This is a genomic window from Aeromonas sp. R6-2, from assembly GCF_040908155.1.
In the GTDB taxonomy this organism is placed as follows: Bacteria; Pseudomonadota; Gammaproteobacteria; order Enterobacterales; family Aeromonadaceae; genus Aeromonas; species Aeromonas schubertii.
Genome location: NZ_JBFODE010000037.1, coordinates 64,711 through 80,564, shown reverse-complemented (window position 1 = coordinate 80,564; position 15,854 = coordinate 64,711). Strand labels below are relative to the sequence as shown.

Annotated in this window: 12 protein-coding genes; 4 read left to right on the top strand and 8 right to left on the bottom strand. The window is 65.2% G+C overall.

The window, feature by feature from the left end; all coding sequences use genetic code 11:
• Positions 1–13: 13 nt before the first annotated feature.
• The 6 genes from AB5Y48_RS09160 to glyA form a co-directional block, all read right to left on the bottom strand.
• Positions 14–1,591 carry a ShlB/FhaC/HecB family hemolysin secretion/activation protein gene (locus tag AB5Y48_RS09160; RefSeq protein WP_368164260.1) on the bottom strand — a complete coding sequence of 526 codons (1,578 nt, stop codon included), beginning with the start codon at positions 1,589–1,591 and terminating at the stop codon, positions 14–16.
• Positions 1,592–1,981: 390 nt separating this feature from the next.
• Entirely contained in the window at positions 1,982–3,091 is a 1,110-nt protein-coding gene (ribBA, locus tag AB5Y48_RS09155; RefSeq protein WP_060584564.1) for a bifunctional 3,4-dihydroxy-2-butanone-4-phosphate synthase/GTP cyclohydrolase II, read from the bottom strand.
• 72 nt (positions 3,092–3,163) lie between these two features.
• Positions 3,164–3,811 (bottom strand): riboflavin synthase, encoded by a 648-nt coding sequence (locus AB5Y48_RS09150; protein ID WP_050666076.1) that lies wholly within the window; start codon positions 3,809–3,811, stop codon positions 3,164–3,166.
• Between the two features lies 1 nt (position 3,812).
• Entirely contained in the window at positions 3,813–4,922 is a 1,110-nt protein-coding gene (gene ribD, locus AB5Y48_RS09145) for a bifunctional diaminohydroxyphosphoribosylaminopyrimidine deaminase/5-amino-6-(5-phosphoribosylamino)uracil reductase RibD (RefSeq protein ID WP_368164259.1), read from the bottom strand.
• Positions 4,922–5,371, bottom strand: coding sequence for a transcriptional regulator NrdR (nrdR, locus tag AB5Y48_RS09140; protein ID WP_050666074.1), 450 nt, complete (start codon positions 5,369–5,371; stop codon positions 4,922–4,924). The genes ribD and nrdR overlap by 1 nt, the downstream gene beginning before the upstream one ends.
• Before the next feature lie 117 nt (positions 5,372–5,488).
• Entirely contained in the window at positions 5,489–6,742 is a 1,254-nt protein-coding gene (gene glyA / locus AB5Y48_RS09135; protein WP_368164258.1) for a serine hydroxymethyltransferase, read from the bottom strand.
• A 174-nt stretch (positions 6,743–6,916) separates the two neighbouring features.
• Here glyA and AB5Y48_RS09130 point away from each other — a divergent pair, with 174 nt between their 5' ends.
• Complete coding sequence (locus AB5Y48_RS09130; RefSeq protein ID WP_368164257.1) at positions 6,917–7,381, top strand: GNAT family N-acetyltransferase; 465 nt, start codon at positions 6,917–6,919, stop codon at positions 7,379–7,381.
• Between the two features lies 1 nt (position 7,382).
• Here AB5Y48_RS09130 and torS read toward each other — a convergent pair whose 3' ends face one another.
• Positions 7,383–10,142 carry a TMAO reductase system sensor histidine kinase/response regulator TorS gene (torS, locus tag AB5Y48_RS09125; RefSeq protein ID WP_368164256.1) on the bottom strand — a complete coding sequence of 920 codons (2,760 nt, stop codon included), beginning with the start codon at positions 10,140–10,142 and terminating at the stop codon, positions 7,383–7,385.
• A gap of 72 nt (positions 10,143–10,214) precedes the next feature.
• On the opposite strand from torS, the gene torT reads away from it, so the two are divergent.
• A complete protein-coding gene (gene torT, locus AB5Y48_RS09120) occupies positions 10,215–11,240 on the top strand; it encodes a TMAO reductase system periplasmic protein TorT (RefSeq protein WP_368164255.1) in 1,026 nt (341 codons plus the stop codon).
• 53 nt (positions 11,241–11,293) lie between these two features.
• Here torT and torR read toward each other — a convergent pair whose 3' ends face one another.
• Positions 11,294–12,004, bottom strand: coding sequence for a two-component system response regulator TorR (gene torR / locus AB5Y48_RS09115; protein WP_050666069.1), 711 nt, complete (start codon positions 12,002–12,004; stop codon positions 11,294–11,296).
• A gap of 143 nt (positions 12,005–12,147) precedes the next feature.
• Between torR and torC the strand changes: the two genes are divergently transcribed.
• Positions 12,148–13,311, top strand: a complete 1,164-nt coding sequence (torC, locus tag AB5Y48_RS09110; protein WP_368164254.1) for a pentaheme c-type cytochrome TorC — start codon at positions 12,148–12,150, stop codon at positions 13,309–13,311.
• Positions 13,312–13,337: 26 nt separating this feature from the next.
• Positions 13,338–15,830: a trimethylamine-N-oxide reductase TorA gene (gene torA, locus AB5Y48_RS09105; protein ID WP_368164253.1), complete on the top strand. Its 2,493-nt coding sequence runs from the start codon at positions 13,338–13,340 to the stop codon at positions 15,828–15,830.
• Positions 15,831–15,854: the final 24 nt, after the last annotated feature.

The window sequence follows — 15,854 nt, the reverse complement described above, 5'->3', positions numbered from 1 at the left end:
CTTGTGCCACTGACTAAAACGGGACACTCGCCCGGTAGTAGAGCACCCAGGGGTCGGCATTGAGCCATCCCGGTGCACTGAGGGGAATGCCCAGGCTGACGCCGCCGGTAAAGTGGTGATAGCGCTGCTCCCAACCGATGGCGGTCCCCACCATGCCACGCCAGCTATCCCCCTGATTGCCCATGTCGAGCCGTCCCATATCGAGGGCGAGCCAGCCCTTCCACTGCCCCAACCAGTCGGGCGAGTCCCCTTGCAGACTCAACTCGTTACGCAGGTACCCACCGGTATCGCCGCTGATGCTCTGCTCCTTGAAGCCACGAACGGATGCCTCGCCGCCCAGCGAGATACGCTCGACGCTGTAGAGAGTGTCGGGGGACCACTGCAGCGCCCCCGTCGTCAGCCATCCCCAACGTCCATTCCCCGTGCTGTAACTGCCAAATAGCCCCCACTTTTGGAATTGAGCCTTGGGGAAAGTGTCGACTCGCCCGGCATCACGGTCGGCACCAAACCAGTCCGTCCCCAGGGTCAGCGCAGGGTTGAGGGTGAAAAAATGTCGATTCCATCGAGTCGCCATGTTGAGACCGAGGCGCAGAGAGGAGAGTTGATAGCTACTTGACTCCAGCAACTGGTCCAACACGAAGTTGCGGCTGCGACGATGGGTAACCCCCACCACCCCGGAAAATTTACTCTCTCCGTCCCGATAGAGGGTTCGGGTCAGGGTACCTGTGGTCGTACGGGTATCCCCACGGGTCTCATAGACATAACCACGGGATTGAAGATCGTTGCGGTAATCGCTGTACTGATAGCCGGCTTCAAAGAGCCAATAGCCATAAGGCTGGCTCATGCCGACCTGCCAATTGGTCGCATTGTGGCTCGCCCTCCCATCCGTGCTACTGCCAGCCATCAGAGTCCACTGATCTGCCAGAGAAAGCAGATTATCAAGGCTCAAGGAGAGCTGTCCTTGCTCCTCACCGGTGCTCTGCTGACCGCTATTGTCAAATCCGAGGCTCCCCTGCACCGGCAGGTTGCGACTTCCCTTGAGGTTGACGACTGATTGCCCGGGGGCCTTACCGGGCTGAATATCGAGCTGATAGGCTAGGGAGCGTAGACGTGACAGTTGATCCACCCCCTGCTCCAGATCCCGCAGGTTGAGGATCTGCCCCACAAGACCAGGAAAGAGTGTCCGGGTGACTGGGTCTGGCTCTCCATTGACACGAAATGCTTCAATGCGTCCCTCGAGTGCTCCAATGGTGAGCCTCCCCCCGGCCAGATCCTGCTCGGGCAGGTACGCACGGCTGGTGATATAGCCCTGGGCCAGGTACCACTGACTCACATCCCGGATAAGGGCATTGATCTGGGCCAATCCCATGCAACGGTGCAGGTAGGGCTGACTCAAGGCCGCCTGGGCATTCTCATCGAGAACCGAGCTCCCCTCAAACCGAATCGTGGTGACTTCAAAACAGGGGCCTGTGGCCTCGACCTCTCCGGATGGACTTGGCTTGGGCAGGGTTATCGGACGCGCCACATCTTCACGCTGACGGGCCGCCTCCTCGAGTTGGGCACGCTGTTGCTGCTCGATTTCCGATTGCACGGACGGAGAGGTAATGTGAGTTGCCGACAGAGCGTGAAAGGCGACAAACAACGACAAGAGAGTCACCCCTTGTCCAAGGGGTAACCTGAAGATCCAACCCATTATTAACTACTTGTTTTTTATGTTAATTAAATCGTGAGATGGCAGTATTTGACCATCGACACAAACCTGAACGCGGCTATATTATCGCAACGATTAAAATAAGAACAGACTCAGATGGTGAGAGATCGACCGTCATGTATGGAGGAAAAAAGCCATGATTTTTCAGTCCACTATTGACAGTAAACACAGATGAAATGATGGGGGCATATCGGGCTTAATAGATACCTCCCTGAATAAGAGAAAAAAAGGCTGGCGCCGTAGCGTCAGCCCTTATTAACCATAAATGGCCTACTCGCCCACGTACTCCACAACTTCCAGGCCGAAGCCGCCGAGGGCGTGGTACTTCTTCGGGGTGCTAAGCAGGCGCATCTGGCGCACGCCCAGGGCCTTGAGGATCTGGGAGCCGACGCCGACCCGGCGCGAGGTGCCCTGCCACTTGGCCCCTTCCGGCTGCTCGCCCTTGTCCACCGCCTCGAACTGGCGCACCCGGTTGATGATCTCCTGGCCGCTCGCCTCGGCACCCAGGATCACCAGCACGCCCCCCTCGCTGGCGATGCGCGCCATCGACTTGGCCAGCGGCCAGCTGCGCGCCGCGTGGCGATCGGTCATCAGCAGATCGCTCAGCACATCGTGCAGGTGCACCCGCACCAGGGTCGGTGCATCCTGCCTGACCTCCCCCTTCTTGAGGGCGAAGTGGATCTGGTTGTCGACGGTGTCGCGGAAGGTGATGAGGTCAAACTCCCCGAACTCGGTCGGCAGTTTGCACGCGGCCACCTGCTCCACCGTGGTCTCGTTCTGGTTGCGATACTCGATGAGATCCGCGATGGTGCCAAGCTTGATGCCGTGTTCGGCGGCGAACAGCTCGAGATCCGGGCGCCGCGCCATGGTGCCGTCTTCGTTGAGGATCTCGACGATGACGGCCGCCGGCTCGTGGCCCGCCAACCGGGCCAGATCGCAACCGGCCTCGGTGTGGCCGGCGCGGGTCAGCACCCCCCCGTCCTGGGCCATCAGCGGGAAGATGTGACCCGGCTGCACCAGATCGGCGGCCTTGGCATCCGGCGCCACGGCGGCCAGCACGGTAACGGCGCGATCGGCGGCCGAGATGCCGGTGGTGACCCCTTCTGCCGCCTCAATGGAGACGGTGAAGGCGGTGGAGAACTGGGCATTGTTACGGTCCACCATCAGGGGCAGGGCCAGCTGCTTGCAGCGATCCCGGGTCAGGGTCAAACAGATGAGGCCACGGCCGTAGCGGGCCATGAAGTTGATGTCCTCGGGCCGCACGCAGGAGGCGGCCATGATGAGATCCCCCTCGTTCTCTCTGTCCTCGTCGTCCATCAGGATCACCATCTTGCCGGCCTTGATGTCGGCGATAATCTCGGCGGTGCTGCTCAGTGCCATGTGCTTCTCCAGAATCGTTCGGGGTACCCGGTCAAGATGAGGGCAGACCGGGGCGTTTCAATGCCGTCTTGGTCACAAAAAGCCGGATTGGGCCAGCTTCTCCAGGGTCAGGGAACTCTGGGAGCCCCGCTCCCCTTGCATCAGGCGCTCCAGGTAGCGGGCTATCTGATCTACCTCCAGGTTGACCCGGGTGCCCGGCTTCCACTGGGCTATGGTGGTCTCCTGGGCCGTGTGCGGGACTATGGTGAGGCGAAACTCGCATCCCTTCACGGCGTTGACCGTGAGGCTGATGCCGTCCACCGCGATCGAGCCCTTCTCGGCGATATAGCGGGCCAGCTCCCCGGGGGCTGCAATCCAGTACTCGATGGCACGGCCGCTGGATGACTTGCTCTTGACCAGGCCTACCCCGTCCACGTGGCCCGAGACCAGGTGGCCGCCAAGGCGGGTGGTGGGCAGCAGGGCCTTCTCCAGATTGACCCGATCGCCCACCTTGGCGTCGACAAAACGGGTACGATTGAGGGTCTCAAGAGAGACGTCTGCGCTGTAGCTGCGCTCTCCCAGACTCACGACGGTGAGGCAGACCCCGTTGGTGGCGATGGAGTCGCCGAGCTTCACGTCGGAAAAATCGAGCGCGGGGGCGTGCACCGTCAGGGTGACGTCATCCCCTTGGCGCTGCAGGGCTGTCAGGGTGCCGACCGCTTCTATGATGCCGGTAAACATGTCAAACCACCTTGGCTGTGATGCGGATATCCGGGCCGACGCGGCGCACGTCGGTCAACTCGAGTCTGGGGGCGCGCGAGAGCTTCTCGAGCCCCGGCAGGTGACACAGGCCGCGGCCGGCATCCCCCAAGAGTTTCGGGGCCTGGTAGAGCACCAGCTCGTCGACCAGGCCGGCATTGATGAGGGCGCCGGCGATCGAGGCGCCCGCCTCCACCAGCACAGAGTTGATATTCTGTCTGGCCAGCACCATGAAGAGACTCACCAGATCGAGCCCCTCCCCCAGACGCGGCACCAGGGTCTCGCGCACCGACGCGGGCCAAGTGCCATCCGCAGTGTGGCGCGCCAGCCACACCTCGCCGCCCGTGCCGAACAGGGACTGGGCCGGAGTGAGGCGGTTCTTCGAGTCGACGAGAACGCGCACCGGCTGGCGCAGGCGATCGATGGGGTAGACGGCCTTGACGCTCTCGGGCAGCTCGTCCCAACGCACGGTGAGCGAGGCGTCATCCGCCAGCACTGTGGTGGCGGTGGAGAGCACGGCGTCGTGGCGCGCGCGCAGGCGCTGCACGTCGCGGCGCGCCTCGGGGGAGGTGATCCACTGGCTCTCGCCGCTGGCCATGGCGGTGCGCCCGTCCAGGCTCGCCCCCATCTTCAGGGTCACTCGCGGGAAACCGGTGCGCATGCGCTTGAAAAAGCCCGGGTTGAGCGCCTCGGCCTCGGCCGCCAGCAGGCCGTGCGCGGTCTCTATGCCGGCTTCGGCGAGCAGGCGCAGGCCGCGTCCCCCCACCTGGGGATTGGGGTCAACCATGGCGGCCACCACCCGGGCCACACCGGCCTCGATGAGGGCGTTGGCGCAGGGGGGAGTGCGGCCGTGGTGGGAGCAAGGCTCCAGAGTGACGTAGGCGGTGGCGCCACGGGCCAGCTCGCCCGCCGCCCGCAGGGCATGCACTTCGGCATGGGGCTCCCCGGCGCGCCGGTGATACCCCTCACCCACCACCTCGCCTTCGTTGACCAATACACAGCCGACGCTGGGGTTGGGGGCCGTGGTGTAGATGCCGCGCCGCGCCAACTCGAGGGCGCGGCTCATCCAGCGGTGATCGTCTTGGCTAAACATCACTTCTCCAATTTGGCGATCTCTTCGCCAAACTCACGAATGTCTTCGAAGCTGCGGTAGACGGAGGCAAAGCGAATGTAGGCCACCTTGTCGAGGGCCTTGAGCTCCTCCATCACCAGGTTGCCCACCAGCTCGCTCGGCACCTCCCGCTCGCCGGTGGCACGCAGGGCAGACTTGATGCGGTTGATACCCTGCTCGATGGACTCCATGCTCACCGGACGCTTCTCCAGTGCTCTCAGTATGCCGGCGCGCAGCTTGTCCTCGTTGAACGGCTCGCGCGAGCCGTTGCTCTTGATGACCCGCGGCATCACCAGCTCGGCCATCTCGAAGGTGGTGAATCGCTCGCGGCATTGCAGGCACTCGCGCCGCCGCCTCACCTGGTGCCCCTCGGCCACCAGCCGGGAGTCGATCACCTTGGTATCCACGGCACTACAAAACGGGCAATGCATGACGCCTCCGCAGCAGGCTGTAACGAAATGAGCGCCAGTGTAGCACGGGCACTAAAATCCTGAAAAAACAATGCCACCCGGGGGTGGCATTGGTCTCAAACCGGATTAAGGCCGTTATCAGGCATAGACCGGGAAGCGGCGGCAGATCTCCAGCACCTTCTCGCGTACGGTGGCCAGCACTTCGTCGTTGTCGTGGTTGTCCAGCACGTCGCAGATCCAGTGGGCCAGCTCGATGGACTCGGCTTCCTTGAAGCCGCGGCGGGTGATGGCCGGGGTGCCGATGCGCACCCCTGAGGTGACGAACGGGGAGCGCGGGTCATTCGGCACCGAGTTCTTGTTGACCGTGATGTTGGCCTTGCCGAGCGCTGCATCGGCATCCTTACCGGTCAGCTCGCGGCCGATCAGATCCACCAGCATCAGGTGGTTGTCGGTGCCGCCGGAGACGATCTTGTAGCCACGCGCCATAAAGGTGGCGGCCATCGCCTTGGCGTTCTTCACCACCTGGGCCTGGTAGGTCTTGAACTCGGGCTCCAGCGCCTCTTTGAAGGCCACGGCCTTGCCGGCGATGACGTGCATCAGCGGGCCACCCTGACCACCCGGGAAGACGGCAGAGTTGAGCTTCTTATAGAGCTCCTCGTCGTCGGCGGCGGAGAGGATCAGGCCACCACGGGGACCGGCCAGGGTCTTGTGGGTGGTGGAGGTGACCACGTGGGCGTGGGGAACCGGGTTGGGATAGACGCCGGCGGCAATCAGACCGGCCACGTGGGCCATGTCGACGAACAGGTAAGCACCCACCTTGTCGGCGATCTCGCGCATACGGGCCCAGTCGACGATGCCGGAGTAGGCGGAGAAGCCGCCGATCATCATCTTCGGCTTGTGCTCTACGGCCTGGCGCTCCATGTCGTCGTAATCGATCTTGCCGGACTCGTCGATACCGTAGGGGATGATGTTGTACAGCTTGCCGGAGAAGTTGACCGGGGAGCCGTGGGTCAGGTGACCGCCGTGGGCCAGGTTCATGCCCAGCACGGTATCGCCCGGCTGCAGCAGGGCCATGTAGACGGCGCTGTTGGCCTGGGAGCCGGAGTGGGGCTGCACGTTGGCATAGGTGGCACCGAACAGCTCCTTGGCACGCTCGATGGCCAGGGTCTCAACCACGTCCACATACTCGCAACCGCCGTAGTAACGCTTGGCCGGGTAGCCTTCGGCGTACTTGTTGGTCAGCTGGGAGCCCTGGGCTTCCATGACCCGCGGGCTGGTGTAGTTCTCGGACGCGATGAGCTCGATGTGCTCTTCCTGACGACGGTTTTCATTGGTGATGGCCTGCCACAGCTCTGGATCATAGCCGGCGATGGTCATGTCACGTTTCAACATCCGTTTCTCTCCTGAAAATCGTTTGCGCGTGGGTGAAATCAAGGCTCGCGCATTGTAACGTGACCGGGATCAAAGGGACAGCCCGACCACTTAAAAATTTGTTTATAAATTGTAAATTGCGTCGCATGCCGCAACCTGGCTACCATGGGGCCTCTCTTCCTCTCCGGAGTATCCATGTACCGGCTGCTGCCCGCCGAACCGGCCACCCACCTGAGCCACTGCCTGCCGTTTCGCCGCGATGCCTGGCGCATCAGCTTCGGCCAACTCGACACCTTCGACGAGCAGGACACCCTGGCCTGGCTCGCCCGCCTGCAGGCGCTCGGTCGCCTGCATCACCTCTGGCATGAAGACGAGATCATCGGCCAGCTCGAGCTCAGCCCGGCGCTGGTGCGCCCCGGTGGGGTGCAGGAGGGCTACCTCTATCTGCTCTATCTCTGCCCACCCTGGCGCGGTCTGGGGGCCGGCCGCTGGCTGCACGATCAGGCGCTGGCGCGGATCCGCGCCGCCGGCAGCCAGCGGGCGGGGCTGCGGGTCTCGCCAAGTAACCTGCCGGCGGTCAGCTTCTACGCGCGTCTGGGCTGGCAGCCGGTCGGTCTGCCCGACGCCCGCGGCCAGCTGCTGACCCTGCCCCTGTCTTGAGTCACTTCAGGGCAGCCAGCGTCTGGCGCCAGCAGGTGGCCAATCCCTCGATCCCGCTCTCACCACGCTCGATGGCCTGACACAACTCCGCCAGGGGGGTCGCCTCCAGACTCAGGGCACTGCCCCTCAAGCGATGGGCCAGCCGGCGGCGCGCCTCACCGGGCTCGCTCGCCAGCAGCTCGCCGACCAGTTGCTCCCCCTGCTCGTGGAACAGGGCCAGCAGCCGCGCCCCCCTCTCCTCGCCGAGCAGGGCCCTGTCCCTCGCCAATCCCTGAAGCGGGGAGGTGGGCCCCTCCTCCTGCCCCGTTAGAGGCCCCTGCCAGTGGGCGGCGATCGCCGCACCGAGCGTCGCCAGGCGCAGGGGCTTGCCGACGAAGCCGGCAAAGCCGGCGTCGAGGCAGCGCTGCACATCCTCCGGGTACATCTGGGCGGTGACCGCCAGGGCCGGCAGCGGGCGGCCGTGCTCCTCCAGGCTGATCTCGGCAAGATCCTCGCGCAGGGTGATGCCATCCGTATCGGGCAGGTTGAGATCCACCAGCGCCAGATCGAAGGGGCGCTCGGTCACCAGGGCCAGGGCGCGGCGGCCATCCTCGGCCAGGGTGACTCGGTGACCGAGGCGGCGCAGCATCCCCTCGGCTACCAGGCGGTTGATGGGGTTGTCCTCCACCAGCAACAGGTGGGCCCCCCCGACGTGCAGGGTCACCGGTTCGGGCGCCAGCAGCTCGGCCGGCTGGAGCGACAGGGAAAACGAGAAACGGCACCCCTCCCCCGGCTGGCTCTCCAGGGCCAGAAAGCCCCCCATGGCCTGCACCAGACGACGACTGATGGCCAGTCCCAATCCGGTTCCCCCCGGGTGACCCGCATCGCGGCCACGCTGGCGAAACGCCTCGAAGACCGCCTCCTGCTCATGTGCCGGGATGCCAGGGCCTGTGTCGCTGACCGTGAAGCGCAAGCAGGGCTGCAGACAGGGGCCGGCGCACTCGAGCGGCCCCACCGTCAGGGTCACGCCGCCATGGCGGGTAAACTTGATGGCATTGCCGATCAGGTTGGCGAGCACCTGGCGCAGCTTGCCGGCATCCCCCTCCACCACGGCAGAGACAGTGGCGGCACAGTTGAGCGTCAGTGACAGCCCGCGCCCCTCGGCCCTGGGGGTAAAGAGGGCAACCAGATCGCCGAGCAGGGCGCGCAGATCGAACGGGGCGCGGCGCGCCTCCAGGTGGCCCGCCTCGATTTTGGAGTAGTCGAGGATGTCGTTGAGGATCTCGAGCAGGGACTCGCCGCTGTGCTCCACCGCCCCCAGATAGCGACGCTGTTCGCTATCGAGAGGCGTCCCTTCGAGCAGGGAGAGCCCACCCAGAATGCCGTTCATGGGGGTGCGGATCTCGTGGCTCATGGTCGCGAGGAAGACCGACTTGGCCCGGTTGGCCTGCTCGGCCTCGGCGCGCGCCTCCTTCTGGCGAGCCACCTCCAGGGCGAGTCGGTCATTGGCCTCGTTGAGGGCCTGCGTGCGCTCACTGACCCTCTGCTCCAGCTCGGACTGATAGCCGCGCAGCTCGATGGCGTTGCGCCGGAACACTTCCAGCGCCTCCCCCATGGCGGCCAGCTCATCGCTCCCGGCCGGATTGGGCAGGGCAACCTCCAACTCCCCGTGGGCAAGGCGCTCGATGGCGCCGGTAGCCTCCTGCAGAGGAGCCAGAATACCGCGCTGTACCGCCCGCACCATCAGTATGCCCATCAGCACCAGCGAGATGAGGCCGATCAGGGCCAGCGCCCGGGTAAGCAGGCGCAGCCGCTCGGCCAGCAGGTGTTGCCGCTCGCCCAGGCGAGCACGCTCCTGTGCCACCAGCTCGGCCACCTCGCCATTCATGGTCTCCATCAGCTGTTGGTTACGTTCACCCAACTCCCCGATCATTCGCTCGGTATCGAGCCACTGACCGCGTACCCGACCGAGACGTTCAGCCTGTGCCAGTCGCGTCAGGGCGGCCCTGGCCGCTCCCTGCCGATCGGGGTCGGCCAGGGCATGGGCGCGTAATGCCAGCACCGCCAGATCCTGGTCGGTCTGTCTCATCAGGGCGGTCACCTCGTTGCCACTGGCGGCGCGCCCCATCTCCTCGATCCGCTGCTGCAGGGCGAGGGCGCGATGGCGCAGCTCTGTCATCTGCTCGAGCCAGTCGAGATCCCGATCGAGCAGGGTATCGAGGCGTACCCTGGCCGCGCTCCCCGTGAGGCCATAGAGCTCCCCCATTCCCGCCACCAGCAGGCTCTGGGCGTTCTCCATCTGACTGCGCGCCAACTCGGCCACCTCGCCGGCGTCACTGACCAGCGTCTCACGCAGATTCAGACCCTGTTGCTCCAGGCTGAGACGCTCCCCCACCAGCAGCCCCTGTCGACCCAGGTTACCGATAAGGGCGAGCTGCAACTGCTCGAGCCGCGCCCGCCGCGCCCCGTCCCCCTCCCGGTCCAGGCTCTCCACCAGGGCCACCAGGCGACGCCCTTCCAGAGTCAAGCGCTGCCCCTGACGGGTACGCTCCGCCTCGCTGTCAGAGGCCACCAGCAGGCGCGAGGTGGTGAGAATATCGCCCCCGACCCGAGCCAGCTCGCGGGCACTGTCGAGGGCCGGCAGAGTGCGCTCCATGCGCTGGGCCAGGGTGGCGATATGACCCAACCCCAGCCAGCCGAGCAGGCTAGCGCCCAGGGTGAGCAGCGCCATCAGGGAGAAGGCGATCAGCAGCCGGCCACGCAGGCTGGAGAGCAGGGACATACGCATACCTTGATTGTCGATGCCGACAGAATGGGGATAATGACTCCCCACACTCTACCAAAAGCCCCCGCCATGCGAAGCCGAAACCTGCTGACCCTGCTTGCCGCCTCGCTCGCCCTCGTCTCCCCGACGAGCCCGGCCCGTGCCGCGTCCCCCCTCGATGGCTGGACCCCGCCCGTGCGGGCGACACGCCCCTATCTGCTCTGCGCCCTCTACCCTCACCTGCGCGACGCCTACTGGCTCTCGGTCAATCAGGGCATGGTGGAGGAGGCGCGCCGGCTCGGGGTGCGCCTCGAGGTGCAAGAGGCGGGAGGCTATGAGGCGCAAGAGGAACAACAGCGGCAGATTGCCGGCTGCCAGGCGCAGGGGGCCGATGCCATCCTGCTCGGCAGCGTCACGCCAGACGCCCTGGCCGGCACCATCCGCGCCAGCCGGGTTCCTGTCTTCGGGGTGGTCAATGCCCTGGCACCGGGCCTGGCGGTCGCCGAGGTGGGGGTGGACTGGGCCGAGATGGGGGCACGCATCGGTCAGTGGCTGGCCCGGCGCCATCCGGCCGGCAGCCCGGCGGTGCGGGTTGCTCTCTTCCCCGGGCCCGCCGAGCGGGGGGGCAACAATCTGGTGGAGCCGGCCTTTGCCAACGCCATAGAGGGGAGCGCGGTCACGCTGGTGACCACCCGGCGTGGCGACAACAGCCGGGAGATCCAGCGCACCCTGGTGCAACAGGTGCTGCGCCAGTACCCGGATCTCGACTATCTGGTGGGGGGCGCCATCGCCGCCGAGGTGGCCATGAGCGAGCTCTCCGGCCGCCCCCGACCCGCCATCGCCGCGACCTACTTCAGTCACGGGGTGCAGCGGGGGCTGCTGCGCGGGCGCATTCTGGTGGCCAACAGCGATCAGATGCGTCTGCAGGGACGCCTCGCCGTGGCCCAGGCGGTCTGCCTGCTCAACCAACCTGACGCCAGTGAGGCGCGCTGCCCGCGCCACCTGGCCCCTCCCATATTGACCCTGGAGAGGGCGTTACCCGACACCCGGGACAGCCTCTCCGACGGGGATTTTCGCCCTGTCTACCGCATCGCATCCGAAAAGAGCGGACCATAAAGAGCCTCAGAAGCACGAGACAGGCGACGACCTGCCCCACATTCTCGAGCGCCCTAACCGCTCACGGCCCCGGCGAACAGATAGCCCTCCCCGTGCACAGTGACGAACAGCTGCGGATCGCGGGGATCCTCTTCCATCTTGCCGCGCAGGCGGCGGATCAGCACATCGATGGTGCGATCGCTCGGCCCATCGCCCCTGTGGCTGATGAGAGAGAGCAATCGCTCACGGCTGAGCACCCGCCCCGGGTGGGCGACGAAGGCCACCAGCACCTCGTACTCGGCCTTGGTCAGGCGCACCGGCACCCCGTCCTTGCTGAGCTGACGACGGGGAATGTCGAAGCGCCAGGGGCCAAAACCAATGGCATCGTCCTGGTCGACGGGCGCCGGAGCCTGCTGCGCCAGGGAGATACGCCACAACAGGTTCTTGACCCGCACCAGCAGCTCGCGCAGCTCGAATGGCTTGGTGACATAGTCGTCGGCCCCCATCTCGAGGCCGACGATCCTGTCCACCGCATCGCTGCGACCGGTCACCAGGATGATCCCCACTGTGCTGCGGGCCCGCAACTCGCGAGTGAGCAGCAGGCCATCCTCTCCCGGCAGGTTGATGTCGAGCATGATGAGGGAGACCGGCTCGCGCGCCAGAACCTCACGCATGGCCGCGCCATCCCCCACCGCCGTCACCCGGTAGCCTTCCCGCTCAAAATAGCCAAGGAGGCGTTCTCGGGTGACGATGTCGTCCTCGACGACCAGGATGTGATGGGACATGGGGAGCCTCGTGCGCAGTGGAGGGGGTATTCTATTCACATTCTTTCATAATTACCCCTTATTCGTTAATAGCCAGGGGCAGCCCTGTTCACACCCCCTCCCTACTATGGCCTCCATCAAAATAGCGATGCGAGACCCATCCGATGAAAAAACTGTGGCACTTCCTGCGCACTCCCAGCCGCCGCTGGTCGGTGCTGGCCCTGGTTCTGGCCGGGGTTGCCGTGACCCTGGCCGGCTCCGTTGGCCTGCACTACGGCTTCGAGAAGACCAGCTCTCTCGAGTTCTGTATCTCCTGTCACACCATGAAAGAGACCGTCTACCAGGAGTACAAGGAGTCGGTGCACTACCAAAACGCCTCCGGCGTGCGCGCCATCTGTACCGACTGCCACCAGCCGAAGGACTTCGTCGGCAAGGTGTCACGCAAGATGGAGGCGGCCAACGACCTCTATCAGCAGTACATAGGCCACAGCATCGACACCCAGGAGAAGTTTGAGGAGCGCCGCCTGCATCTGGCCGAGAAGGTGTGGAATCGCATGAGCAGCCAGGGCTCCAAGACCTGCAAGTCCTGCCACGACTACAGCGCCATGGACCACGCCAAGCAGTCCCCGGCTGCCGCCAAAGCGATGACGGAAGCGGCCGCCAAGAACATGAACTGTATCGAGTGCCACAAGGGGATAGCCCATGAGCTGCCCAACATGGCCGGGGGCTTTCGCGCCACCTTCGACAAGCTCAAGAGCGAGGCCAAGACGGCCCCCGAGGCCGAGACCCTCTACACCCTGGGTGAGAAGGACCTGTTCGCCTCGGCCACGAGCACAGAGCCGGTGGGCAAGCTGCTGCCTGCCAGCAAGGTGAGCGTGCTTGAGCGCGACGGGGATCGCCTGCAGGTGGCCATCGAGGGGTGGCGCGAGACTCTGGGTACCGGTCGGGTGCTGAGCGAGTACATGGGCAAGCGGGTCTTCGTCGCCACCGTGCGCGACGAGCTCAAGGCCACCGAGACCCTGCTCGGCGAGCAGACCGACAGCGCCACCCACATCCAGTGGCAGCAGGTGAAGGTGACCGCCTGGACCGACGGTCAGGGGCTCGAGAGCAGCCTCAAACCCATCTGGGACTACGCCGGCGAGATGTACAAGTCCACCTGTAACTCCTGCCATGCGGCCCCGGATCCCGCCCACTTCAGCGCCAACGGCTGGATCTCCGGGCTCAAGGCCATGTCCGCCTATTACCGCCTCAGCAAGGAAGAGGAGCGCACCTTGCTCAAATACCTGCAGAGCCACGCCGCCGACACCGGTGGTCAGGGTCACCACTGAAACCCCATTGAGAGAGGAACAACACAATGATCAACGTATCCCGTCGTGGTTTCCTGGGTGGCCTGCTGGCCGGTAGTGCCGCCACCCTGATCGGTCCCTCCCTGTTGGGGCGGGCCGCCATGGCCGCCGAATCGGGCGAGAAACTGGTGCAGTCGGGCTCCCACTGGGGCGCCTTCCGTGCCCGGGTGGTGAATGGCCGCTGGGTCGAGACCCTGCCGTTTGAACACGACAAGCACCCTACCGACATGCTCAAGGGGCTGCATGAGGTGGTCTACAACCCCTCCCGGGTGCGCTACCCCATGGTGCGGCTGGACTGGCTGCGCAAGGGCTACCGCTCCGACACCCGCGAGCGCGGCCAGAACCGCTTCGTGCGGGTCAAGTGGTCCCAGGCGCTGGACTTCGTCTACCACGAGCTGGAGCGGGTGCAGAAAACCTATGGCCCGAGTGCCCTCTATGCGGGCCACTCCGGCTGGCAGTCGGTGGGCAAGCTGCACTCCGCCGGCGCCATGCTGGGGCGCGCCATGAACCTGCACGGCACCTACCTGGCCAAGGCCGGTGACTACTCCACCGGCGCCGCCCAGGTGATCCTGCCCCATGTGGCGGGCGCCATGGAGGTGTACGAGCAGCAAACCTCCTGGCCCCTGGTGCTGGAGCACAGCAAGACAGTGGTGATCTGGGGATCGGACCCCATCAAGAACTTGCAGGTGGGCTGGCTGGTGCCGGATCACAGCGTCTACGACTACTGGCAACAGCTCAAGGAGAAGGTGGCGGTCGGCCAGATCCGGGTCATCAGCGTCGATCCGGTCAAGTCCAAGACCCAGAACTTCCTCGGCTGTGAGCAGGTCGCCCTCTATCCCCAGACCGATCTCCCCCTGATGTTGGGGATAGCCCACACCCTCTATAGCGAGAAGCTGCACGACGAGAAGTTCCTGAAGAACTACACCACGGGCTTCGATCAGTTCCTCCCCTATCTGCTGGGCACCCGGGACGGTCAGGTGAAAGACGCGACGTGGGCCTCTGCCATCTGTGGCGTACCCGCCGACACCATCCGCGATCTGGCGCGCACTATGGCCGGCGGTCGCACCCAGATCATCGGTGGCTGGTGCGTGCAGCGCATGCACCACGGTGAGCAGTACGCCTGGATGCTGGTGGTGCTGGCGGCCATGCTGGGCCAGATTGGCCTGCCCGGCGGCGGCTTCGGGTTTGGCTGGCACTACAACGGCGCCGGCACCATCACCTCGGCCGGCCCCATCATGTCGGGCTTCAGCTCCGTGGTGCCCGGCGCCAAGCCGATCCACGATGGCAGCTTCAAGGGCTACTCCAGGTTCATCCCGGTGGCCCGCTTCGTCGACTGCATCCTGAACCCGGGCGAGACCATCGACTTCAACGGCCAGAAGATCGTCTTCCCCGAGATGAAGATGGCCCTCTTCTGCGGCAACAACCCGTTCCACCACCAGCAGGATCGCAACAAGATGGTGGCGGCCTGGCGCAAGCTGGAGACGGTGGTCAGCGTCGATCACCAGTGGACGGCCAGCTGCCGCTTCGCCGACATCGTCCTGCCGGCCACCACCACCTATGAGCGCGACGACATCGAGCAGTGGGGCTCCCACTCCAACGCCGGCATCCTGGCCATGTACAAGGTGGTCGAGCCCCTGTTCGAGGCGCGCGATGACTACGACATCTTCGCCGATCTCTGCCGCCGCTTCGGGCGCGAGGAGGCCTTCACCGGGGGCAAGAGCAAGATGACCTGGATCCAGAGCATTTACGACGACGCCCGTCTGCAGGGTCGCGGCATCGGGGTGCGTCTGCCACGTTTCAGCCAGTTCTGGAGCGGCGAGGGGTTCGTCACCTTCCCGGCCGGCCAACCCTGGGTACGCCACCAGGCGTTTCGCGACGAGCCGGATCTGGAGCCGCTCGGCACGCCATCCGGCCTCATCGAGATCTACTCCAAGACCATCGCCGGCTTCGGCTACGCCGACTGCCCTGGGCACCCGGTCTGGATGGAGCCCTACGAGCGCTCCCACGGCGGCCGCGGCAGCGCGCGCTTCCCGCTGCACCTGCAGTCGTGCCACCCGGACAAGCGGCTGCACAGCCAGCTCTGCTCCTCGGATCAATACCGGGCCAGCTACACGGTGCAGGGGCGTGAGCCACTCTACATGAGTCCGCAGGACGCCAAGGCGCGCGGCCTCAACGACGGGGATCTGGTACGGGTATTCAACGACCGCGGCCAGGTGATCGCCGGCCTGGTGGTGAGCGAGGATTACGCCCCCGGTGTCATCCGTCTGCAGGAGGGCGCCTGGTACGGCCCCGAGGAGGGGGGCAAGGTGGGGACGCTCTGCACCTACGGGGATCCCAACGTGCTGACCGCCGACATCGGCGCCTCACGCCTCTCCCAGGCCACCACGGCCCACACCGCCCTGGTGCAGGTGGAGAAGTTCAAGGGCCAGGCGCCGGCCGTGACCGCCTTCGGGGCACCGGAGTCGGTGGCGGGGATCGATCCCCTCTTCCCCGCCATGTAAACCGGCAACGGTTTCCTTTAGCGG